The organism is Brevibacillus dissolubilis (assembly GCF_006170445.1).
In the GTDB taxonomy this organism is placed as follows: Bacteria; Bacillota; Bacilli; order Brevibacillales; family Brevibacillaceae; genus Brevibacillus_B; species Brevibacillus_B dissolubilis.
Map to the genome: position 1 here is coordinate 89,489 of NZ_VCNA01000005.1, position 23,249 is coordinate 112,737.

A 23,249-nucleotide genomic window follows, 5' to 3' on the forward strand; every position below is an offset into this window, starting at 1 on the left:
TATGTCGTTCTTCGGAAATAAACGACTGATTATCGTCCTTGTCGGGTTGGTCATTCTCATCTCTGTGATGGGGTTCACCGCGCGAGAGCGTGCCAACCTGACATGGCCGGAAAAGCTATTGAAAGACACCGTCAGCTTGGTGCAGGGCTTTTTTTACCGCCCTGCTCAGGCTTTTTCCGGTTTTTTAGAAGGGGTCAACGATGCGTACAATGTGTACGAAGAAAACCGCATTCTAAAAGCCAATCTCGATCAGTACGCACAAGTCTCCGCACAGCTCAAGCAGCTGGAGGTGGAGAACCAGAACTTGCGTGCAGCCCTGCAGACCAAAAACAGCCTGACCGACTATCAGGTGCGCGTCGCTGAAGTGGTCTCCCGCAATGCTGACCAATGGAACGATGTCGTAATTATCGACAAGGGTGCCAAGCATGGCATCAAAAAAGACATGGCAGTCTATACAGCCACAGGCTTGATTGGCCGCGTCCAAAGCGTTGCCAACCTGTCGGCTACCGTAGAGCTGCTCTCCAGCATGGAGCGGCACAACCGCGTATCCGCAATCATTTTGTCTAAGCAGATTGTCAATAACCAGACGACCTATCGTCAGATCAACGGGATCGTCGAAGATTATGACCCGCGCGACCGCCTTTTGATCATGCGCAAGATACCGCTCGATCAAAAGTTTGTTCCGGGCGAACAAGTAGTTACTTCAGGGCTTGGCGGTGTGATTCCGCGCGGCCTGCTGATTGGTCATGTCGTACGCGTGGAGCCGGGTGATTACGGTTTGACGCAGACGGCTTACCTGCAGCCTGCTGCTGACTTTACTCAGATCAACCAGGTGTTGGTTGTGGAGCGTAAGTATGTGACCACACCGACCGGGGAACTGGTTCCATCTACCGAACTTAACGAACAGGGGCAGCTTTTGCCATCTGGTTCTACTGCAAGCACTCAATCCGGCTCTTCCAATCAGACTGCCTCCGCTTTAGCCGGAGGTGGTCAATAGATGTCCCGAGTCGTTTTAAGCCTGACCTTGCTCTTGTTATTTTTTCTCGAAAGCACTGTCCTGCCGTTCTTTTCGCCAAGCTCGTGGGGTCTGTCATTTCTGACGGTCCCCCGCTTTGCACTTGTGGGAACGATTTTCGTCGCCCTGTTTATCGGACGGCGCGAGGGTCTGCTCTATGGGATGATTCTCGGATTGCTCCATGATGTGATGTATGGCAAAGTGATCGGCGTATTTGCCTTGTCGATGATGGTTGCAAGCTACTTCTCCGGCCTTGTTTTTCTTTTGTTCCACCGCAGTATTGCCGTTGTTGCAAGTACCGTGATTTTGGTACTGTTTGGTCATGAGTGGCTTTTGTACAGTTTATTCCGCTTGTTTTACACCAGCCCTGTTGATGTACAATGGGTATTGACCAAGAGGATTTTGCCGAGCGTAGCGTTAAACTTTGTATTTGCCTTACTGGTTTATCTGCCGTTCTCCAAGCTGTGTACAGCGGTCAAAGAAAACAAAGAGACGCAGGGTGAATAGACACGGCCCCCACTTAAGCGTCCCGACCACAAAGGAGGAGAGAACATGGGGGAGCATGAAAAAGAGCAGTCGCACATTCCCGTCAGACTGAACGTTTTGTTTTTCATCGTGTTTATGTTTTTTGCCGCGATTATTCTGCGCCTTGCCTACGTCCAACTCGTGGAAGGCGAACAATATAAGCATGACCTTGAAAAATACAGCACGCGCGAACTGCCGATTCCTGCACCGCGCGGCCGCATCCTCGACACCAACGGTCAGGTGCTGGTCTCCAACAAACCAGTCTACACCGTTACCTATGTAGAGGAGCAGAACCAAGACATCGATGAAGAGCAGGTGGCAGATAAGCTTGCCAATGTGCTGATAATGGATGACGAGAAAACAGGCACAGACAAAGACCTGCTGAAAAAGGCAATTGAACTGCAGGCCAGCTTGCCAGTCTCGTTCAAACCGGATGAAACCAACAAGCTGATCAGCATGATTACGCCAAAACTGAACGCCTTGCCGCCGGTTACAAGCGTCTCGACGCTCCAAGACCGCGACCTGATCCGTACAGCCCTTTACATGGGGATGCGAGTCCGTTCACCGTTCAGTGACGGAGACCGCGAGACCGTCCGCAAAAAGGTCAGCGATCATGTCACCAAAGCAGGCAAAGCAGCAACCGTTAACACACAAAATGCATCTGACGCCGAGCTGCTGCATTATGTAATTCAATCCAATATCGATTATTCCATCAAGCTTGATGAAGACGAACGCGAAAGCCTCGAGAAAGAGGTCAAAGCACAGATTGCCACACTGCCAGATGCCAATGGACTAAAAGAAAAGTCCGACATGGATCTACTACGCTACGCCAATCTGTTCGATCTCACGGTGGCGCTTCCGCTGACCGACCAACAGCGTCAGTTCCAATGGCGCAAGATGGCGATCTTAGGCAATATGCGTTCCTATGGCGTGCCACGCTTCATCCCGCGCCGTATCAAGGAAAATGTCTCTTATAACGAAGTAGCCAAGATCGATGAACGCCGCAGCGAATATCCGGGGATCAATGTCATCGTTGAACCGATCCGTCAGATTCGCCGTGACCCAGACGGTAGTGGTTTTGCCACTCATATCTTGGGCTATATCAACCCGATCAGCCCGGAACAGCGTGATGAGTATGTCGCACAAGGCTACAGCTTCACCGACCGTGTCGGCGTGGCAGGCTTGGAGCGCTACTATGAACGCGAGCTGCGTGGGAAAGACGGGGTCTACGAAGTTCACGTCAACAAAGACTCCGAAACCGTTGAAAAGCAGGAAAAACGCCCGGCTGAACCGGGGAACGATCTGGTTCTCTCCCTCGACTGGCGCTTCCAAAGCAAAGTAGAGGACATCCTCAAAACCAACCTCGCCAAAATGAGAACCAAGGCTGGAGATCTCAATGTGGCCCACGCCGTTGTCATGAACCCTAATACAGGAGAAGTTCTGGCGATGGCAAGCTCACCTGACTACGATCTCAATCTTCACTACAACCGCAAAGAGTTCAACAAGGTATATGACACCATGATTGCCCCAAGTGCCGAGAATAAGATGATCCGAGGAGCTTATGCACCGGGTTCGACCGCCAAGATGCTGTCGGTGATGCTCTCTCTGCAAAAAGGGCTGGTTACCCCTAACGAAACAATCTATGACCCCGGCTACTACATCGTCGGTAACGTCAAAAAACGCAACTGGAAGCTGAGCGGACACGGTAATGTCAATGCCCGCCGCGCTCTCCAGGTATCGAATAACACCTACATGTACGCGATGGCGATGCGTCTGGTCAACAGTGATAACAAGAGCTACATGACCAAATTCTCGGTCATCGACTACTACAACGCCCAGTTTGGCCTCGGCGTGAAGACAGGAATCGACCTGCCAAGCGAGCTGACCGGTTGGGAATCCCAGTACTCCTACATGGGGAACCTGGCGGACGCCTTTATCGGTCAGTACGATTCCTTCACTCCGATGCAGATTGCCCAGTATGTATCTACCATCGCCAATGGCGGCTACCGTCTGCGTCCGCATCTGGTCAAAGAAATCCGCCGCGGCACAGTAGACCCTAAGCGTCCTGGTGAGACACTTACCGTAGTCAAACCAGAAGTGCTCAACACCGTAGACATCGATCCGAAGTGGATCAAAGTGGCGCAGGAAGGTATGCGCATGGTAACGGGCCCAGGTGGTACGGCAGCCAGCACATTCAGCGGTCTGCCATTCACTGTCGCAGCCAAAACAGGTACGGCCCAAACCGGACGCGGCGCAGACAACTCGCTGATCGTCGGATACGCCCCTTACGAGAAACCGGAAATCGTGTTTGTCGTCATCGTACCGGGAGGGGGACATGGTTCGGACTCCTCTGGTCCGATCGCCCGTCAGGTTCTGGAGGCGTACCACTCCCTGTATCCATTGAACAAGTAGCATTGATATCAGATCAGTCGTCAGGCGCGGAATAACGGAGTCATCCGACAACATCCGCGCCTGATTGACAGATTCACCAAATTTTCATCTGTCAAAGAGCAGGATTTTTTTCATAACGTGGCGAAAGGTAACGGTCGAGGTGAAACATCTCCATGATGACAAAGAGTAAGGTGACGATCAAAGGAACCAAGGATGGACTCGTGTTCTTCTTGGATGACACATGTTCCTTTGATGAGTTGGTAACCGATCTAAAGGAGAAGATCGAGAACAGCCACCAAAAGATATTAAGCGGCCCGCTTGTCCGGGTTTCGCTCAAACTTGGGAAACGCTTCTGTACTCCTGAACAGCAGGATGAGCTCACAAAAATTATCCGTCAAAAAGGCAACCTCGTCATTCATACGATTGATGCGGATGTGATTTCCAAAGAAGAAGCTTTGGCAGAACTATTAAAATCGAGTTTACAAATACAGACGCAGACCGTTCGTTCGGGTCAAGTGCTCGAATACGAAGGCGATCTCTTGCTCCTTGGCGATGTGAATCCCGGAGGAACTGTGAAGTCCACCGGCAGTATTTATGTGCTGGGGGCTTTGCGCGGAGCAGCCCATGCAGGCATCCAAGGTGACAAACAGGCGATTATCGCTTCATCTATGATGCGTCCGACACAGCTACGGATTGCGGAGATTATCAGCCGTCCAAGCGATGAGTGGACCGAGCTGAAGGGTTCGACGGAATTTGCCTATTTGGAAGAGGATCAAATGGTTGTGGCCAAGATGAATTTTCTTCATCGTGTTCGTCCTGAGGCAAGTCGGAAGAAAACGTAAGTGTGTTTGAAAAAGGAGAGGAAGTAAGTTGGGGATCGCAATTGTAGTTACTTCTGGTAAAGGCGGTGTGGGTAAAACCACAACATCCGCTAATATCGGATCGGCGCTGGCTTTGAACGGAAAAACGGTATGTATGGTCGACACGGATATCGGTTTGCGTAACCTTGACGTGATCATGGGTCTTGAAAACCGTATCATTTATGACCTGATCGATGTGGCAGAAGGCAGTTGCCGACTCCAGCAGGCCCTGATCAAAGACAAACGATTCGATGGATTATCACTTTTGCCGGCAGCGCAAACCAAAGACAAAACCGCTATTTCTCCTGAGCAGATGGACGAAATCATCACTCAGCTCAAACGTGAATTTGACTACGTGATCATCGACTGCCCAGCTGGGATCGAGCAAGGCTTCCGCAATGCCGTTGCTGGAGCAGACCAAGCGATTGTGGTCACCACTCCGGAAAAAGCAGCGGTCCGCGACGCAGACCGCATCATCGGCCTTCTCGAACGGGAAAAAGTGGGGATGCCAAAACTCATCATTAACCGCGTGCGCTCCCACATGGTCAAAGCTGGGGACATGCTGGATGTAGAAGATATTCTGGATCTCTTAGCCATTGACTTAATCGGCGTAGTGCCTGATGATGAATTCGTGATCAAATCCGCCAACGCAGGTGAACCCGCTGTCATGAACCACGAATCCAAAGCATCTCTGGCCTATCGCAATATTGCCCGCCGACTGCTCGGTGAATCGGTTCCACTGATGCCACTCGAAGATAAAAAAGGTGGCATGATGAGCAAATTCCGTTCTTTTTTTGGTCTTAAATAATAGCCGTTCGATAGATATAAAAAACAGGGGACGACTCCTGTTTCTTTTTTTGGAGGGTGAGAAATGGATTTAGAGAAACGACACATCAAGCAGCTGGACTGGCCGATTCTGCTGATCCTTGTTGGCTTGGGAGTATTCAGCTATCTCGGAATCAGCGGGTCAGCTGCTGGAGTGGAGATTGCCGGGAAACAGGTGATGTGGTACATCGTTGGCTTCGGTATCCTTTTGGTCTCACTCCTGTTTGATTACCGCCTGTACCGGGGACTTGCCTACATCCTCTATGGCATCGGTATCGTGCTGTTGCTCGGTGTCTTTTTTACCAAACCGATCAACAACGCAACCAGCTGGTACGACCTCGGCCCGATTCTGTTCCAACCTTCCGAAATCATGAAATTATTCACGATTTTGACTGTTGCACACTATATGGCCAAACTGGATGAAAAACCAGAAGCTAAGTTTCGGAAATTCCATCAGCTGTTGCCAGTGTGCCTCTTGATCGGCGGACCACTGTTACTGATCCTCAAGCAGCCTGACCTTGGTACATCGCTCGTATTTACCGGTATCCTTGCAACGATGCTGACGGTCGGTGGTATCCGTTTGCGCCATGTGCTTGGATTGGGGGCTGTGATTTCCGCGTTTTTCGGATTGATGACCTTTTTGTATCATTATCATCAAAGCATTTTCTTTAAAATCATCAAAGAGTATCAATGGGAACGGATTGTCTTCTGGATGGATCCCTATCAAGCACCGATGGACGAGGGCTTTCAGTTGATTCAATCAATCATCGCGATTGGTTCCGGACAGTTGACTGGTAAAGGAATTCACACAGCGACCCAGGCTAGTCTCAAATGGGTTCCGGTCGGCGAGAGTGACTTTATCTTTACGGTCATCGCGGAGATGATGGGCTTTATCGGCTCAGGTATGCTGATGATTCTTTTCTTTTTCTTGGTCTATCGGATGATTCGGATTGCCATGGAAACCAAAGATCCATTTGGTTCTTATGTAGTCAGCGGTGTAGTTGGGATGCTGACCTTTCAAATTTTTGAAAACATCGGAATGACGATTCAATTAATGCCGATCACGGGTATTCCGCTGCCGTTCATCAGCTACGGGGGCAGCTCGCTGCTCACCAACTTCCTCATTATCGGCATCGTGCTCAACATCGGAATGAGAAACCAAAGTCTGCGCTTTGATTAAAAGACGCGTGACAACATAGGAAAAGTATGTTATCATCTAGGTAAGTTAACATTATTTTTACCAGAGTATTTGATGGATTGGATGATACTGCCGTACTTGAAGGAGATACGTCACCATGTGATCAAATCTCCTTTAAGTACGGTTTTTTACAATACATAAAAGGCTCGGTAAAACAGTTAGCGGATAATGAGAGATCGATGATCTTTAGGAGGTTTTTTCACATGCAACAAGGTATCGTAAAATGGTTCAATGCAGAAAAAGGTTTTGGCTTCATCTCCGTTGAGGGTGGCGAAGATGTATTCGTACACTACAGCGCAATCCAAACCGAGGGTTTCAAAACTCTTGAAGAAGGTCAAAAAGTAGAATTCGAAATCGTTCAAGGTACTCGTGGCCCACAAGCTGCTAACGTTTCTAAACTCTAATTAAGAGTTTACAACTTAACCTTGATAAAAGGCAGTCTCTCTTCGGAGGGGCTGCCTTTTTTGCTATAGATGGTGGAGGGGTGTAGTGGAGGGAGAGACCGAGCTGGGTTTCGAGTGTAAGCCCTCTTAAAGCCCCGCAAAGGGTCGTTACTGTCCGCTTCAAAAACCTCAAAAGTGGAAGGCGGGTCAAAAAATTTCGATGAAGCATAAACAAACGAAGGGGTTTGCCCCTATGCGGACTCGAAGAGGCCATTCCACTTTTGAGGTTTTCTCCGCTGGGTAGGGCTCCAAATGGGCATTCACTCGAAACCCAGCCCGGTCTCTCGCACTACAGGGAGAAAAGAAATGATTTAGAAAGCGGAGACTGTAAAGAAAAAGATCCGCAAACAAAGATCGTATACAAACACAAACCAGCTTCCCAAAAAGCTCTGTAATCCGATTCAATCGCTCATCATCTAACAAACTAATTGACCCATCAATCTTCTCATCTACTCACACTCCCGCTCCAGAACCCTCTCTCTTGTCCTTTGCCCCGAATCTTTCCTCCCCGAATCCTCCCACACAATATCCCATTCCCGCCACCAACGATGACTGCCTTGAGAGAGGAGATGGAGGCCGGGACGTGCCTTTTAGAACCCTCACCCAGCGGAGAATGTTCTACTGGGACATTCTCCATCGAATATGCTTCCGGGGCAAACTTCAATCATCCCCGAGTAAACCTTTTTTGCCCCTGCTCCCAGTAGAACATACGCAGCGGACATCCCTCTCTTCTCCGAAGAGGGTTCTACTACGGCACATCCCGGTCTCCATCTCCTCTCTCACCCCCGCCACGTCATATTCCCCCCAGACAAGCATAGACATATACTACATAGCATGTCTCAAAGGGGTGGATACCGTGTTTAATGAAATTGACCGCATCAGAGAGCGACGGCGTGAGCGCAAAGAGCAGATCATTTTGCAGACAAGAGACAGTTTTCCGCCATTTATGGACGAGTTGCACGACCCCATTGAAGATCGGTATACACCGGCAACGTATGATGATTTTTTCCGTTCTGGTAAAAAACAGCAACCAGTCCGCCCGCCGCAGGAAGTGCTGGGCATTCAGGTCTTTTTCTCATTGGTGCTCGTTGGGGTGGCCTATGTCATGTTCCAGACCCAAGTAGCCGTTCCCGAACCATGGAAGCAGACGGCCCGTGACGTACTGACCCGAGACTTCAATTTTCAAGGGGTAGCAGACTGGTACGAAGCCAGATTTGGTACGGCCCCGACGGTATTACCTGTGTTGTCTGAGAAAAAGACGACCGTACCAGCTACCACGGTGGCACCTGTCCCCGAAAAATGGCAGACCCCGGCTGAATGGAAGCTGGTCAAAGCCTACGACCCGCAAAGTGCGAAGATGGTAGTAGACACCGGACTACAGGGACAGGTGATCACGGGAGAAGACGGCTGGGTGATTGCAGTGGAGGAAAAGCCTGGATTTGGCTTGACCGTGGTTGTCCAGTATGCGAGTGGACGGGAGATCTGGTTTGGCAATCTGGAGTCGACCAACCGCCAAGCCAATGACTGGCTCAAGCAGGGGGACACGATCGGTTTGGCCAAGGTTTTCCAAGAGAATGCCCGCTATCTGTTTCTTGCGATGAAGCAGAATGGCAAACCTCAGAACCCGGCGGACGTGGTAGCCCTTGATTGAACGTTGGACCGGGGGTATCAGCATAAGGATTCACCTCCTCTTTTGGGCCGTGATCGGGCTATCGGTGGCCGCGGGATATTTCATTGAGACGCTGACACTGTTCGTCATCGTGATCATCCACGAGCTTGGGCACGTCGCCGCCGCACGGGAGCTGGGATGGCGGGTGACAGAGGTGCAGCTGCTGCCATTTGGCGGAGTAGCGACGATGGAAGAGACCTCGTTTGACCCGCTGGATGAAGTCGTCGTGGCACTGGCCGGTCCGTTTATGAATATCCTGATGATCTTTTTCTCCCTCGTGTTCTGGAAGCTGGGGATCTGGTCCTTGGAGTGGACACAGTTTTTTATGAAAAGCAACATCATGATCGCTGGATTCAACCTGCTCCCGATCTGGCCGCTGGACGGGGGACGGATTGTACAGGCGGTTTTGTGTCTGATTCTTCCGTTTCGCCAAGCTGTTCTGGCATCTTTTCTGGCCAGCAGTATGTTGGCTGCGACCATGCTTGGCATCGGCATTTATTTTCTTCATCTTAATATCATCGCGGTGGCTAGCTACCTGATTGTCACCAACGGGCAAGCCTATCTGCGGTTCCCGTTTCAATTCATCCGCTTTCTCGTCAAAAAATACACCCACCCACCCAATCTGGATAAAATGCGTTCGATCACTATCCCGCCCGATTCGACGATCCTGCAGGCGGCCGAGCGGATTCACAAGGCGGATTATCACCTGTTTTACATCCGCGGTCATGGAGGTGGAATGCTGCCGGAGGAAGAGCTGTTGCAAGCCCTGCTGTACAAACAAAAACCAGACTGGCCTGTTTTGCACCTGCTCTGAAATTTGGGTCGGTGCTTTTTTTGTTGTACAATAGGAGGGATGTGCATACACCCCCGAGGAGGAAAACGGTTTTGAAGCAGATCGTAGTCAATGTAGAACCCAACCAAACCCGCGTGGCGGTGCAAGAAGATGGCAGACTGGCTGAGCTGTACGTCGAGTCAGGTACTGGTGAAGACATCGTGGGCAACATCTACCGTGCCCGCGTCGTCAATGTAATCCCGAGCATGCAGGCGGCTTTCGTCGATATCGGGCAGGAAAAAAACGCATTTCTCTACATAGATGAAGCACTCCCAGCGTCCTACAAACAGACCGCCAAAGGACAGGAGAAGCCAAGCATCCGCGAGCTCGTACAAGTGGGCGAGGAGCGATTGGTGCAGGTCAGCAAAGAAGGCTTCGGCACCAAAGCTCCACGTGTCACCACCCAGATCAGTCTGCCTGGACGGATTCTCGTCTATATGCCGACCGACCCGCATGTCACCGTCTCCCGCAAGATTGAGAATCCCAAGGAACGCTCCCGGCTGGTGGAGATCACCAAGGGCCTTTTGCAAGGAGAGGAAGGGGCGATTATCCGCACCCAGGCAGAAGGGGTGGACGAAGCCCGGATCGCCGCAGAGCTTGCCTACCTGCGCTCCCGCTGGCAAAAGGCACTGGAGATGAGCAAGGGACAAAAGCTACCCGTCCTCATTCACCAAGACGCTGACATCGTCACCCGCGTGATCCGCGACACCTTCAACGAGCAGGTAAGCGAACTGGTGATTGATTCCCAGCCTGTTTTGCAGCAGGTCAGACAGACGGTAGAGGCACTCTATCCCAAGCTGGTCAGCCGTGTCCGGTTTTACCAGGGCAAGCCGCCGATTTTTGACGCATACGAGGTAGAGCGTGAGATCGACAAGGCACTCCGCCGTCAGGTACCGCTCCCAAGCGGAGGCTCGCTGATATTCGATCAGACCGAGGCGCTTACCGTCATCGACGTCAATACAGGCAAATTCACCGGCAAAGGAGGCACCCAGCTCGAAGAAACCGTCACCGACGCCAATCTCGAAGCGGCCAGCGAGATCGCCCGCCAGCTGCGTCTGCGTGACATCGGAGGCATCATCCTGATCGATTTCATCGACATGCGCTCCGTGGTCAACAAGGAACGGGTCATTCTGAAGCTGAAGGAAGAGTTGGCCCATGACAAAACCACCACCTTTGTGCTCGGTATGACTCAGCTCGGTCTGGTCGAGATGACCCGCAAAAAAATGCGGCAGAATCTCACAGACTCGCTCACCAGAACCTGTCCAACCTGCCAAGGCAAAGGCAAAATCCTTTCCCAAACCGAAGTACTCAGCCGCTTGGAACGGGAAATCCGTGCTCTGGCGAAGAATGGTGACGTCGAACAGGTCGCATTGGAGCTTCATCCAGAGATGGCACAGGGGATGCAGGCAGACGGGCATCAGCAACGGATCGAGAAGGACTTCCACATCACGCTGACGATCCGCGAGCAATCCACCATGTCTCCTGACGATTACCGGATTGCGTACGCCGGTACAGCGAGATAGCCTATTCAAAAGATTATTCGATCTAATCTCTTGATTTATCTTTTGGGCTATGTTAATCTATTCTTTGTTCATACAGCTATGCTTGTACCTCAAGCATACTGTAACCGCGCGAGGCAGGTTATAAGTCGGCTGGTCCGCACCTGTAATAGGCGAGTCTGAGTATAGAAGGAGGTGCAATTTCATGTACGCTATTATCGTAACTGGTGGCAAACAATACAAAGTGGAAGAGGGTTCTACTCTCTACATCGAAAAATTGGTTGCTAACGAAGGTGACACTGTTACTTTCGACCAAGTACTGCTCGTTTCTAAAGACGGTAAAGTAACCGCAGGTGCTCCAACCGTTGCAGGTGCTTCTGTAACTGCAAAAGTTGAAAAACACGGTAAAGGTGAAAAAATCATCGTGTTCAAGTACAAAGCGAAGAAAAACTACCGTAAGAAGCAAGGTCACCGTCAGCCGTTCACCAAAGTTGTTGTTGAAAAAATCAACGGTTAATTGGTGATTTATGATTGACGTTAAGGTGACGCGCGACGAAGCGCATGAGATTGTGGAGATTACGCTGACAGGCCATGCTGGTGCGGGTAAGCTGGGCGAGGACATTGTCTGCGCTGCGGTTTCTGCAGTAAGCTTTGGTAACCTGAATGCGGTACATCTCCTGCTCGGTACAGTTCCTGATGTTCAGACACTCCCGCAAGAGGGCGGGTTTCTCCGCTGGAGCTTGCATCCGTTAGAAGATGCTTCCCTTCATGAGAAACAACAATTGCTTGCTGAAAGCATGATCATCGCCCTCGTGGCGATTGCTCAACAGTACGGTAAATATATTCGGGTATCTGATAATAAATGGTAAGGAGGTGCCTTTACATGTTGTTCACAATGGATCTTCAATACTTCGCTTCCAAGAAGGGTGTAGGTTCTACCAAGAACGGTCGCGACTCCATCGCGAAGCGCCTCGGTACGAAACGTGCTGACGGTCAGTTCGTTAAAGCTGGTAACATTCTCGTTCGCCAACGCGGTACGAAAATCTACCCAGGTCTTAACGTAGGGATCGGTGGCGACGACACTCTGTTCGCAAAAGCTGACGGTGTAGTTCGTTTCAAACGTCTTGGTCGTGACCGCAAACAAGTGGTTATCGAGCCAGTAACAGTTGAAGCGTAATAGACCGACTGAAGAAAACCCGGCTATCATCGCTGGGTTTTCTTTTTTCATATTAACACCTTGTGTTACAATGGCAATGGTAAAGAGAAAAATCGAGATGTCGGGTGGGAAACGATGAAGGAAGAGCTGAAGCTATTTACAGAACAAGCCGGTCTGCTTCTTCAAGTGCTGAATCAACAACGACACGACTGGTTGAATCATTTTCAGGTGTTACTGGCGAATATTCAACTGGGGCGCACAGAGGATGCCCAGGCCTATATGAAGCGTGTGATAGACGAGGCTCATCAGGAGAGTTTGTTAACCCGCATCAATAGTCCCTTGCTTTCTGTTTTTTTTCTTACGTTCAATGCGTTACATAATGATCTGCATATGGAAGTGGAAGTTCAACATCCGGTTGACTTGTCACGAATCTCCGCCGGGCAGGACGAATTCGTTTCGGTGACGACGGAGTGCATACATCTTTTACATACACATTTGGACCCAGATTTCTCCGATGTGCCAAGTGTTTTGGTGTCATTGCACAGCATAGACGGGGCGATCCACATCCGCTTCGATTTTGTGGGCAAATTACGTGAATCTATAGCAACCGAAGTGGAAAACCTTATCACGAGAGCGAAAATATCGGGGGCACATGTCGCCGAGCAGATAGAGTCAGAAAATGAATGGGTATTGGAATTAGCATTTCCGTGCACATAATGGGGTGACATAATCGTGTTTATCGATCAAGCGAGAATTTATGTGAAAGCAGGGGACGGCGGTAATGGCGCTGTCTCTTTCCGTCGGGAGAAGTATGTGCCTGCAGGCGGTCCAGCCGGTGGGGACGGAGGAAAAGGCGGCGACCTTGTGTTTGTCGTGGACGAAGGACTTAACACGCTGGTTGATTTCCGCTATCAGCGCCACTTTAAAGCGCCTCGCGGTGAAAATGGCCGCAACAAGGCACAGCACGGCGCTGGTTCAGAAGATATGATCGTACGTGTTCCTCCAGGGACCGTTGTCTATGATGAGGATACGGGAGAAGTCGTCGCTGACCTCGTGGAAAACCATCAACGTGCCATAATCTGTAAAGGTGGACGCGGTGGGCGCGGTAACATGCGTTTTGCCACATCAGCTAATCCGGCTCCGTACATCTCTGAGAACGGTGAACCGGGTCAGGAGCGCAATGTGCGTCTGGAGCTGAAGCTGATTGCAGACGTTGGTCTGGTCGGCTACCCAAGCGTCGGGAAGTCCACACTGTTGTCGAGTGTGACAGGTGCCCGTCCGAAGATTGCCGAATACCACTTCACCACCTTGGCGCCTAACCTGGGCGTAGTGGATTTGGGTGAAGACAGCTTCGTACTGGCTGACCTGCCGGGTCTGATCGAAGGGGCACATGAAGGTGTCGGTCTGGGTCATCAGTTCCTGCGTCACGTAGAGCGCACCCGTCTGATCATCCATGTCATTGATATGGCCGCTTCTGAGGGACGTGATCCGTATCAGGATTACGTCACGATCAATGAAGAGCTGAAACTGTACAATATCCGCTTGGAAGATCGACCACAAATCATTGCGGCGAATAAAATGGATATACCAGAAGCAGAAGAGAACTTACAGAAATTCAAAGAGCAAGTGCCGGGTGTTGAGATTTACCCGATCTCCGGTTTTACCCGTCAAGGGGTACAAGAATTGATGCGGGCAGCTGCTAACAAGCTTGCGACCATTCCTAAGCACCATGTGGTGGAAGAAGTGGCAGAAGTGGAAGAACGCGTGGTATTTAAGGCCGAGCCAGAACCGATCCCATTCGAGATCAAACGCGAAAATGAAGTTTTTGTCGTTGCAGGTGAAAAAATAGAGAAGCTGGTACGTATGACCAACCTTAACAGTGATGACTCGATCCGTCGTTTCTCCCGTCTGATGCGCACCATGGGTGTGGATCAGGCGCTTCGTGACCGCGGTTGTAAAGATGGGGATACGGTTCGCATTGGTCATTTTGAATTTGATTTCACTGAATAAGGGTACAATCAAAAGAGAAAAGTAGAGAAAAACGGACGGAGAGAAGAGAGGTTTTCTTTGTGGGGAATTTGTCATTACGTCCATTGCTGGAAGCAGGCAAACTGCGAGTGGGGGAGAAGCTTCTTTTTTCGAGTTCCAAAAGTATTGGCGGGCAGATGGAGGGCACGATTCAACATGTAAAGCCCAATTATTTGATCCTTGCATGTACACGTACCGACAAGACGCCAACTCTGATCGGCTCGATTGCGATGATTCAGCTGCAGGCGGAGAATTATACCGCACAGCTTGAACTGGAAGTGATTCAGGAGCAGACGGTCTGGCCGATATCTCTTTTGGGAATGCTCCCGATCAGTCTCAAAATGAACTACAAAAAAGATCTGCCCCTCATCAAACCGGACTATATCATCAACATTCCGTACAAGCGGATGGGAGCCAAACCCAATGAGGAAAAAGGGGAAGGGGTTGTCTTGGAGTTTTCTCCGCAGACCTTCGTCATTGGTACTGATGGGTATTTGGCCAAAGGGGAGTTTGTCAAGATTTCTTTTGTAGTTCCTAAGACCAAGAAGGAAGTTTCAGCTATGTCTAAGGTCGTAGAGAAGAATTTTGAGAACGGTACCGCTGTGGTTACGTTGCAAATCACAGCAATTGATGAGCAGCAAGCGAAGCACATACAGGAGTACTACGACAAGGTAGGCTCAAAATCATGACTAAAAACCCTCTGCTAAATGTGACTTTAGTAGAGGGTTTTTTGGTATTTTTTCTCTTACAATTAAGCATATCGACACGTTTTTGTATGGATAATAACGGGAAACAGATTATGTAGCAAATTTTACTATTGAGAGGAGTCAGAAACACATGAAAAAATGGTTGTCGCTGCTCCTTGTCTGTTCGCTGATGTTCAGTATGGTTTCCATCGCATCTGCGAAAACACAAGGACACGCTCAAAAAACGACCCAAGTTGCTGAAAAAGCAAAACCGCCTAAGAAGGTAAAAGCAACAGGGACGATCTCTAACGTCGATGTAGAAGAAAATATGATCGAAATTGATGTTCGTGGTACAACCGTATCAATGGGTGTCTACGCACAAACCAAGATCCAAGTAACCAAGCTGAAAAAGCCTACGCTTGCTGATATCTATCCGGGTGAAACCGCAAAAGTGGAATACACCCAAGATGGCGATAACAACAAAGCGACCTCGATCATGGTGGTCCGTACCAGCCAACCTGTAAAGGGCACCGTGGAAGAGATCGACACCGCCAAGAAAACCCTCAAGGTGGGCGGCAAAACAGTGAAAACAACAAGCACCACCAAGGTTCACTATGATGACGAAAACATCACGTTTGAAGAAATCAAACAAGGTGACAAAGTCGTTGTAGTCGGTACGAACAGCGGGTCTTCCTTTACCGCTCGTGTAATCAACATTGTTGAGCGCGAAGGTGAAGATGGTGATACAGGTGAGGAAACTCCGTTGAAAGCGGTTATCACCAGCATCGATGCTGAAGCAAAAACCATCACATTAGGCGAGCATATCGTGAAAGTTGTGGAAGAAACAACAATCACGCAAGGTGAAAAAACCCTTACTTTTGAAGATTTGAAAGAAAACATGTCTGTAGAAGTGGCGTACAAAAAAGTGGAAGAAGAACTGGTTGCCGTCTCCATCAAAGTGGCAACTGAAACCGAACCACCGCAAACCACTGAACTCAAAGGTAAAGTAGAATCCGTTGATGCGACAGCCAAAACATTTGTCGTTACCGGTAAAACAGTGAAGGTTACGGAAACCACTGTGATCAAAGGTGAAGAAGACAAAACTGTTGCGTTCGACGCGATTACCGTTGATGCAACTGTTACAGCGATCGGTACCATCGAAAACGAAGTACTCGTAGCAACCTCTGTCAAAGTGGAGGGTGCTGTAACACCACCACCTGGCGACGGTGGCACCCAAGAAGGTGAACTTGCGGGAGATATTACAGCAATTAACCTCACAGCCAATACCCTCACCATCGGTGGCAAAACCGTATCCATCACCGATAAAACCGAAATCAAAGGTGAAAAAGACAAAAAGCTGAAGCTCAAAGATGTGAAACAAGGCATGAAAGCCGAAGCAAAAGGTAAATGGAAAAACGGAGTTCTTGTTGCTGAGAAAATCAAAGTAACAGGAAAAGGCAAAGGGAAATAAGCAATACTTGTCTAATTTCCATTTTAAAGCAGCCCTATCGCGAAAGCGGGGGCTGTTTTTTTTATTATAGCGAGATGATCGGGGTAGGATATTAATCATAGTTGGAGGGGCAAGGGAATTGATTTTTTAAAGTTCTTGTCTGTAATGAGTATCCGGTATGGCTGGAGGAGAGCAGGCGGCTTTCAAGCGGAGAGCCTCTTTTAAAACCCTCTCAGCGGAAGAAAAAACAACGGCGTGCATAACTTCTCCGAATATACCCAGGGGCAACCCCTTCGCTTGAAATGGCTTCTTCGAACCTTTTGCCCCGAGCTTAGCCATTGGTTTTTCTGAAGCGGACATACCCAATCCCCCTTGCAGGTTTTAAAGAAGGCGGGTCCGCTTGAAAGCCGCCTGCTCTCCCATCCGACCCTGAACACAACTCTACAACACACAAAAAAAACTGAGGCCCACACTACAAGCCCCAGCTCCCTACCAAACTAACATTTGTCACCGTTTTTCTCAGGTGTACGGTCCATCAGCGTGCCTTGTTGATCCATTTTTTGACCGAACTGATCCAGATCGCTCGGTTTTGCGGCAGCTCCGCTTCCACCACGGAATGCTTTATTAGAATCATTGCGTCCTGACATGTTGTCACCTCTTTTCAAAAGGGATCAGAAATAGGGTTACCTTATGGAAGCGTTATCATGTAACAGCTATTTGTGTTTTCTTGGATCGGTTTCGTTATTTTTGTAAAAGTTTTGGGAGAAGGGTTGCTATTGCTATTAACGTTCGATATAATGTCCTCTAAGAGTAAACAGATGTTTTCTTCAGGAGGACACATGAGCAGAAAAGAAGAAAAGTTCTACCTGATTCGTGCCGATATCCTGCCTGAGTCTATCGCTAAAACCATTGAGGCTAAAAAGCTGTTGGAATCAGGTGAAGTCGACACGGTCAACGATGCAGTGGACAGTGTAGGTCTTTCCCGTAGTGCGTTTTATAAGTATAAGGACGCCATTTTCCCATTCAACGCGATGATGAGCGAGGAGATCATGACGGTTTCCTTTACGCTTGACCACCGTTCCGGTGTACTGTCGCGGGTACTGCAGTTTGTTGCAGAGAATGGAGGAAACGTCCTGACGATTAACCAGACGATTCCGTTGCAAGGCATTGCAAACGTGGCGATGTCGGTTGATATGGTCCACATGCAGATGTCAGGTACTGAATTTTTAGATGTTTTGCAAGAATTAAAAGGCGTGCGTAAGGCGATGATCGTCGGACGTGGCTAGTTTTTTTACATAAAGGGGGATATGAGGAGATGGAGAAGCAAGTAGTACGAGTAGGACTTATGGGTTTGGGAACTGTAGGCACAGGTGTTGTACGCCTGGTGAAGGAACACCAAGAGGACCTGTTTAACCAAACAGGGCTTGGCATCGAGATTCATAAGATCTTGGTACAGAACAAAACGAAACCGCGTGGCATTTCTGACACGTATGAAGACATTGCCGGTATCATCACCGACGAACCGGACGACCTTTTGAAGAATCCAGAGGTAGATGTCATCGTTGAGGTGATGGGCGGTATCAATCCGACCAAGGAATACTTGCTGACCGCACTGGAGCAAGGAAAAAATGTCGTGACTGCGAACAAAGACCTGATGGCCCTGCACGGCGGTGAAATCCTGCGCAAAGCGACAGAAAATAGTTGTGACGTGTTTTATGAAGCGAGCGTCGCAGGCGGTATTCCAATCCTGCGTGCACTGGTAGAAGGCTTCTCTTCTGACCGCATCACCAAAATGATGGGGATCGTCAACGGAACCACCAACTACATCCTGACCAAGATGAGCCAAGAGGGTGCTGATTATGCAGATGTCTTAAAAGAAGCACAGGCACTCGGCTATGCGGAGACAGATCCGACCTCTGACGTAGAAGGTTTGGATGCGGCCCGTAAAATGGCGATTCTCTCCACACTCGGCTTCCGTATGCCGATGAATCTGGATGAGGTCAATGTGAAGGGGATCAGCAGTGTATCCAAAGAGGATATCGCCTACGGCAAAAAGCTGGGCTATGAAGTGAAGCTTCTGGGGATTGCCCGCTGTGATGACGGGGAAGTGGAAGTGAGCGTACAGCCGACCATGGTGCACAAATCTCACGCCCTTTCGTCCATCAACGGCGTATTTAACGCAGTATATGTATACGGTGAAGCTGTAGGTGAAACCATGTTCTACGGTCCGGGTGCTGGTGAATTGCCGACCGCAACCGCTGTTGTATCTGACCTGGTCACCACCGTGAAAAATATGAAGCTGGGTGTCAGCGGCCGTGGTATGGTAGCTCCTTACAAAGAGAAGCGACTCAAGCCGGACAGCAAGAAGTACTCCAAAATCTTCCTGCGCTTGATCGCAGCAGATAAACGCGGCGTACTGGCACAGATCACCCAATTGATGGCTGATAAAAACATTAGCTTGGATCAAGTATTGCAACAGCCGTTTGGCACAAGTGGTCAAGCAGAGATCATCATGGTTACCCATCTCGCGGCGAAGAGCGATGTGGACGAAGTAATGATGCTGTTGCGTGATCTCGACATTATTCATGAAATCAAGAGTTGTTACCGAGTAGAGGGAGGAGAATAAAAAATGAGGAACCACGGTATTATCGCGCGCTATCGAGACTTTTTGCCTGTTACGGAGAAAACTCCACTTCTGACTCTGCATGAGGGGGAGACCCCGTTGATTCATGCCCCACGCCTGTCTGAGCAGCTGGGTGTGAACCTTTATTTCAAATATGAGGGGCTCAATCCAACCGGTTCGTTCAAAGACCGTGGAATGGTGATGGCTGTCGCCAAAGCAGTCGAGGAAGGCAGCACCACGATCATGTGCGCTTCGACAGGTAACACCTCTGCCGCTGCTGCTGCATATGCGGCCCGTGCCGGACTGCGCTGTATCGTATTGATCCCGAACGGCAACATCGCGCTGGGCAAACTGGCACAGGCGATTGTCTACGGAGCAGAAGTGATTTCGATTGACGGCAATTTTGACGATGCTCTGACGATTGTGCGCGAGATTACCGAAAAGGAACCGATCACTCTCGTTAACTCCGTGAATCCATACCGGATTGAGGGGCAGAAGACCTCCTCTTTTGAGATCTGTGACGTACTGGGCCAGGCTCCGGATATCTTGGCCATCCCAGTCGGTAACGCAGGGAATATCACAGCCTATTGGAAGGGCTTCAAAGAATACAAGCAAGCCGGCAAAATCGACAAGCTGCCGAAAATGTACGGCTTCCAAGCATCTGGTGCAGCGCCACTGGTGCGTGGCGAGACCGTCAAAGACCCAGAAACCATCGCAACGGCGATCCGGATCGGTAACCCTGCAAGCAAAGAGGGCGCGCTTAATGCCCTGAGCGAATCAGCCGGACATATCGATGAGGTGACCGACGAAGAGATCCTCGCGGCATACCAGCTGCTTGCAGCAAGTGAAGGGATTTTCTGTGAGCCGGCTTCTGCCGCATCGCTTGCAGGTGTCATCAAGCTGCGCCGTCAAGGAAAGCTGGCTGACGGTCTGACCATCGCCTGCGTCCTTACCGGTAATGGTCTCAAAGATCCTAACATTGCCATCAAAGCAGCTGGAATCGAGCCACGCCAAGTACCTGCTTCCCGTGAAGCTGTACTGTCGGTGATCCGCGAAGGCAAAGTGGGTGTCTAGTCATGAACCAGCGAACCGTACGTGTCAAAGTGCCTGCGAGCACGGCGAATCTCGGACCGGGTTTTGATGCGGTTGGGATGGCATTTCAGCTCTATACAACGATTGAGATGCGCTTGGCTTCTGAGACAAAGCTGGTCCTGCATGGAGAAGAGCTTGCACAGGTTCCAACCGATAAAACCAACCTGCTCTATGAAGTCGCAGCACTCTTGTTTCAGCGGGCGGGACTGACTCCGCCAGAGTTGTATATGGAGGTATCTACTGATGTGCCGATGACCCGTGGCCTGGGAAGCAGTGCTGCAGCGATTGTCGGTGCGCTGGTAGCGGCGAACACACTGGCAGATGAGCCATTCACCCGTGATGAACTTTTTGCCATGGCAAGTAATCTGGAGGGGCATCCTGATAATGTGGGTGCGTCCCTCTTCGGTGGGGTTGTAGTCGCCACCATGCCTGAGTCGGAGGAAAAGCCGGTTCCTTATGTTCGTTTTGACTCACCAAAAGGCTTGCAGACACTGGTGATCATCCCGGATTTTTGGTTGCCGACAGAAGAAGCCCGTCAGGTTCTCCCGGAGATGTATCCGCGTAAAGACCTGGTGTATAATGTCGGACGCAGCAGTCTGCTTGTAGCGGCACTTGCCCAAGGCCGTCTTGATCTACTGGCAGAAGCGATGAAAGATCGCCTGCACCAGCCGTACCGCAGTAAACTGATCCCAGGTCTGTCCGAGATTCTCGCGGAAGCGACTCAGCACGGTGCCATCGGGGCAGCGCTGAGCGGAGCAGGACCGACGATTTTGTGCTTTTATCAATCCGACGAACAACATGCCACGTTGCTTGACTTTGTCGGCCGCGTGATGAATCAGCACGGCATCAGCTATCGTGCCTTAGTGTTGCCAGTTGATGAGACAGGTGTTACCATAGAGATCATCTAAAAGAGAGAGATACAGAATTCAACATGGATAGGAGTCAATATAGATATGGGAAAAACCCTTGCTTTTCTCGGTCCAAGAGGCACGTTTACGGAGGAAGCGGCCCGTTCTTTCCCGATTGCCGAGGAGGTACAGAGACAGCCCCTGGCGAGTGTCATCGACGTGTTGCAGGCAGTGGCCAGCGGTCGGGTGGACTTAGGGGTTGTGCCGCTGGAAAACTCCATCGAGGGCTCTGTCAATGCAACACTGGACTGGCTGATTCACCAAGAGGACGACTTGCCGATTCTTGCAGAGCTTGCCTTGCCGATCACTCAGCATCTGCTGGTGGCAAAACGGCCTGAACCATTGCCGCTTGGGCGGATTACCAAGGTGCTGTCTCATCCCCATGCGATCGCTCAGTGTCATCATTTTCTTCAGAAGCATCTTCCTGAAGTGGAGATTGAGTACACCAACAGCACCGCAATGGCGGCCAAAATGGTGAGCGAAGCACCCGACCAGCCTTGGGCAGCCATCGGGACGAAGCTGAATACGGAGCTGTATCCGTTAGTACTGGCCGAAGAAAGCATTCAAGATTTCTCGAACAACTACACCAAATTCATTCTTGTCGGCAAGGAGTCTGTCCCATTGCCTGTGAGTGAGCAGGAGAAGACAACGGTGCTGGTTACGTTGCCTGAGGATTTTCCAGGGGCGCTTTATCAGGCACTGGCTGCTTTTGCATGGCGCAAGATCAACTTGTCGCGGATTGAATCTCGTCCAACGAAAAAAGGACTCGGAAGCTACCACTTCATCCTCGACATTGAGCAGAAGGTCGATGATGTCCTGTTGCCGGGAGCTTTTGCAGAGATCGAGGCGCTGGGTTGTCAGATCAGACAGCTTGGCAGTTACCCGTTCTTTTTGCACCGTTCATAAAAGAAATATACCGATTTGTCGAAAAAGCATTGACGAGGGTTATCCCTCGTCTTATAATCTTCTACATATTCTGAATACTTGTGCTAGTGGGAACCTTGGAGGGAAGAAACCATATGAGCCAGAAAATCTATTTGAATGGTCAATTTGTAGACAAAGAAAACGCAAAAGTTTCTGTGTATGATCATGGATTCTTATATGGAGACGGTATTTTTGAAGGAATTCGTGTCTACGATGGCAATGTATTTAAACTTCAGGAGCATATCGAGCGTCTGTACGAATCCGCACTGTCGATCATGCTTCATATCCCGATGACCATTGAAGAGATGATGGAAGCTACATGTGAAACCGTACGTCAAAATCAACTCCGCGACGCTTATATCCGTCTCGTCATCTCCCGTGGTGACGGTAATCTGGGTCTGGACCCGCGCAGTTGTAAAGCACCAAATATCGTAATCATCGTGGAGCAGCTGCAATTGTTCCCGGCTGAACTTTATCAAACTGGGATGCGCATCGTGACCGTGCCAACCCGCCGCAATAAGCCAGATGCACTCAACCCAAAAATCAAGTCTCTGAACTACCTGAACAACGTAATGGTTCGCATGGAAGCAACCGCTGCCGGTGTATCCGAAGCGCTCATGCTGAACAGTGAAGGATATGTGTGTGAAGGCTCCGGCGATAACATTTTCCTCGTGAAAAAAGGTGTTCTCTACACTCCGCCAGCTTACCTCGGCGCTCTGCAAGGCATCACCCGCGATTCCATCATGGAAATCGCGGAGCGTAAGGGCTATGTGATCAAAGAACAGCCATTTACCCGCCATGATGTGTACGTCGCAGACGAAGTCTTCCTGACCGGTACGGCTGCTGAAGTCATCCCTGTCATCGAAGTGGACGGTCGCCCGATCAAGGATGGCAAACCAGGCCCTGTCACCCATGACCTCCTCGACGAATTCCGCAAGTTCGTGAAGGAAGACGGCGTGAAGGTGTACGCGGAATAGGAAGCAAGCTGGATCAGATTTGAGAAGCTTTTTTGGATAGGAAACAGAAAAAGAAAAGATTGAATGACTATGTACGTAGTTGTTTGAAGGGAAGCATCCTGTCTTTTGTGGACAGGGTGCTTTTTTTATTTGATTTCTTTTATTTTAT

General features: G+C 49.9%; 25 protein-coding genes and 1 other annotated feature. Of the genes, 23 read left to right on the top strand and 2 right to left on the bottom strand.

Annotation, left to right across the window (positions count from 1 at the left end; translation table 11 throughout):
* Position 1: 1 nt before the first annotated feature.
* The 17 genes from mreC to FGI41_RS11500 all read left to right on the top strand — a co-directional run bounded on the left by mreC (position 2) and on the right by FGI41_RS11500 (position 16,598).
* Complete coding sequence (mreC, locus tag FGI41_RS11420; RefSeq protein WP_139490275.1) at positions 2-997, top strand: rod shape-determining protein MreC; 996 nt, start codon at positions 2-4, stop codon at positions 995-997.
* On the top strand, positions 998-1,522 hold the full coding sequence (gene mreD / locus FGI41_RS11425) for a rod shape-determining protein MreD (RefSeq protein WP_139490276.1): 525 nt from the start codon (positions 998-1,000) through the stop codon (positions 1,520-1,522). It begins immediately after the preceding gene.
* A gap of 45 nt (positions 1,523-1,567) precedes the next feature.
* Positions 1,568-3,952, top strand: coding sequence for a peptidoglycan D,D-transpeptidase FtsI family protein (locus FGI41_RS11430; RefSeq protein WP_139490277.1), 2,385 nt, complete (start codon positions 1,568-1,570; stop codon positions 3,950-3,952).
* A 152-nt stretch (positions 3,953-4,104) separates the two neighbouring features.
* Complete coding sequence (gene minC / locus FGI41_RS11435) at positions 4,105-4,773, top strand: septum site-determining protein MinC (RefSeq protein ID WP_139490278.1); 669 nt, start codon at positions 4,105-4,107, stop codon at positions 4,771-4,773.
* 28 nt (positions 4,774-4,801) lie between these two features.
* A complete protein-coding gene (gene minD / locus FGI41_RS11440) occupies positions 4,802-5,599 on the top strand; it encodes a septum site-determining protein MinD (RefSeq protein ID WP_139490279.1) in 798 nt (265 codons plus the stop codon).
* Positions 5,600-5,662: 63 nt separating this feature from the next.
* Positions 5,663-6,796: a rod shape-determining protein RodA gene (rodA, locus tag FGI41_RS11445; RefSeq protein ID WP_139490280.1), complete on the top strand. Its 1,134-nt coding sequence runs from the start codon at positions 5,663-5,665 to the stop codon at positions 6,794-6,796.
* Positions 6,797-7,017: 221 nt separating this feature from the next.
* A complete protein-coding gene (locus FGI41_RS11450; RefSeq protein WP_139490281.1) occupies positions 7,018-7,218 on the top strand; it encodes a cold-shock protein in 201 nt (66 codons plus the stop codon).
* An 895-nt stretch (positions 7,219-8,113) separates the two neighbouring features.
* A complete protein-coding gene (locus FGI41_RS11455; protein WP_176560239.1) occupies positions 8,114-8,908 on the top strand; it encodes a M23 family metallopeptidase in 795 nt (264 codons plus the stop codon).
* On the top strand, positions 8,901-9,740 hold the full coding sequence (locus tag FGI41_RS11460; protein ID WP_139490283.1) for a M50 family metallopeptidase: 840 nt from the start codon (positions 8,901-8,903) through the stop codon (positions 9,738-9,740). The genes FGI41_RS11455 and FGI41_RS11460 overlap by 8 nt, the downstream gene beginning before the upstream one ends.
* 71 nt (positions 9,741-9,811) lie before the next feature.
* Entirely contained in the window at positions 9,812-11,281 is a 1,470-nt protein-coding gene (locus tag FGI41_RS11465; RefSeq protein ID WP_176560240.1) for an Rne/Rng family ribonuclease, read from the top strand.
* 92 nt (positions 11,282-11,373) lie between these two features.
* Positions 11,374-11,448: a sequence feature (ribosomal protein L21 leader region), on the top strand.
* 14 nt (positions 11,449-11,462) lie between these two features.
* Entirely contained in the window at positions 11,463-11,774 is a 312-nt protein-coding gene (gene rplU, locus FGI41_RS11470; RefSeq protein ID WP_139490285.1) for a 50S ribosomal protein L21, read from the top strand.
* Between the two features lie 10 nt (positions 11,775-11,784).
* Positions 11,785-12,126, top strand: a complete 342-nt coding sequence (locus FGI41_RS11475; protein ID WP_139490286.1) for a ribosomal-processing cysteine protease Prp — start codon at positions 11,785-11,787, stop codon at positions 12,124-12,126.
* 17 nt (positions 12,127-12,143) lie between these two features.
* On the top strand, positions 12,144-12,434 hold the full coding sequence (gene rpmA / locus FGI41_RS11480; protein WP_176560257.1) for a 50S ribosomal protein L27: 291 nt from the start codon (positions 12,144-12,146) through the stop codon (positions 12,432-12,434).
* Between the two features lie 114 nt (positions 12,435-12,548).
* Positions 12,549-13,130 (top strand): Spo0B domain-containing protein, encoded by a 582-nt coding sequence (locus tag FGI41_RS11485; protein WP_139490288.1) that lies wholly within the window; start codon positions 12,549-12,551, stop codon positions 13,128-13,130.
* A gap of 15 nt (positions 13,131-13,145) precedes the next feature.
* Positions 13,146-14,423: a GTPase ObgE gene (gene obgE / locus FGI41_RS11490; RefSeq protein WP_139490289.1), complete on the top strand. Its 1,278-nt coding sequence runs from the start codon at positions 13,146-13,148 to the stop codon at positions 14,421-14,423.
* Positions 14,424-14,482: 59 nt separating this feature from the next.
* Positions 14,483-15,130, top strand: a complete 648-nt coding sequence (locus tag FGI41_RS11495; RefSeq protein WP_139490290.1) for a PilZ domain-containing protein — start codon at positions 14,483-14,485, stop codon at positions 15,128-15,130.
* Between the two features lie 148 nt (positions 15,131-15,278).
* Complete coding sequence (locus FGI41_RS11500) at positions 15,279-16,598, top strand: DUF5666 domain-containing protein (RefSeq protein WP_139490291.1); 1,320 nt, start codon at positions 15,279-15,281, stop codon at positions 16,596-16,598.
* A 126-nt stretch (positions 16,599-16,724) separates the two neighbouring features.
* On the opposite strand, the gene FGI41_RS11505 is transcribed toward FGI41_RS11500, so the two are convergent.
* A complete protein-coding gene (locus FGI41_RS11505; protein WP_139490292.1) occupies positions 16,725-16,937 on the bottom strand; it encodes a hypothetical protein in 213 nt (70 codons plus the stop codon).
* A 137-nt stretch (positions 16,938-17,074) separates the two neighbouring features.
* Positions 17,075-17,224 (bottom strand): hypothetical protein, encoded by a 150-nt coding sequence (locus FGI41_RS24940; RefSeq protein ID WP_176560241.1) that lies wholly within the window; start codon positions 17,222-17,224, stop codon positions 17,075-17,077.
* Between the two features lie 192 nt (positions 17,225-17,416).
* On the opposite strand from FGI41_RS24940, the gene FGI41_RS11510 reads away from it, so the two are divergent.
* From FGI41_RS11510 to ilvE, 6 genes are all read left to right on the top strand, one after another.
* Entirely contained in the window at positions 17,417-17,863 is a 447-nt protein-coding gene (locus FGI41_RS11510) for an ACT domain-containing protein (RefSeq protein WP_139490293.1), read from the top strand.
* A gap of 29 nt (positions 17,864-17,892) precedes the next feature.
* Complete coding sequence (locus tag FGI41_RS11515) at positions 17,893-19,203, top strand: homoserine dehydrogenase (protein ID WP_139490294.1); 1,311 nt, start codon at positions 17,893-17,895, stop codon at positions 19,201-19,203.
* 3 nt (positions 19,204-19,206) lie between these two features.
* A complete protein-coding gene (gene thrC, locus FGI41_RS11520) occupies positions 19,207-20,274 on the top strand; it encodes a threonine synthase (RefSeq protein WP_139490295.1) in 1,068 nt (355 codons plus the stop codon).
* A 2-nt stretch (positions 20,275-20,276) separates the two neighbouring features.
* Entirely contained in the window at positions 20,277-21,200 is a 924-nt protein-coding gene (thrB, locus tag FGI41_RS11525; RefSeq protein WP_139490296.1) for a homoserine kinase, read from the top strand.
* Between the two features lie 45 nt (positions 21,201-21,245).
* Entirely contained in the window at positions 21,246-22,106 is an 861-nt protein-coding gene (pheA, locus tag FGI41_RS11530; RefSeq protein ID WP_139490297.1) for a prephenate dehydratase, read from the top strand.
* Positions 22,107-22,219: 113 nt separating this feature from the next.
* Positions 22,220-23,101 (top strand): branched-chain-amino-acid transaminase, encoded by an 882-nt coding sequence (gene ilvE / locus FGI41_RS11535; RefSeq protein WP_139490298.1) that lies wholly within the window; start codon positions 22,220-22,222, stop codon positions 23,099-23,101.
* The last annotated feature ends 148 nt before the right edge of the window (positions 23,102-23,249 follow it).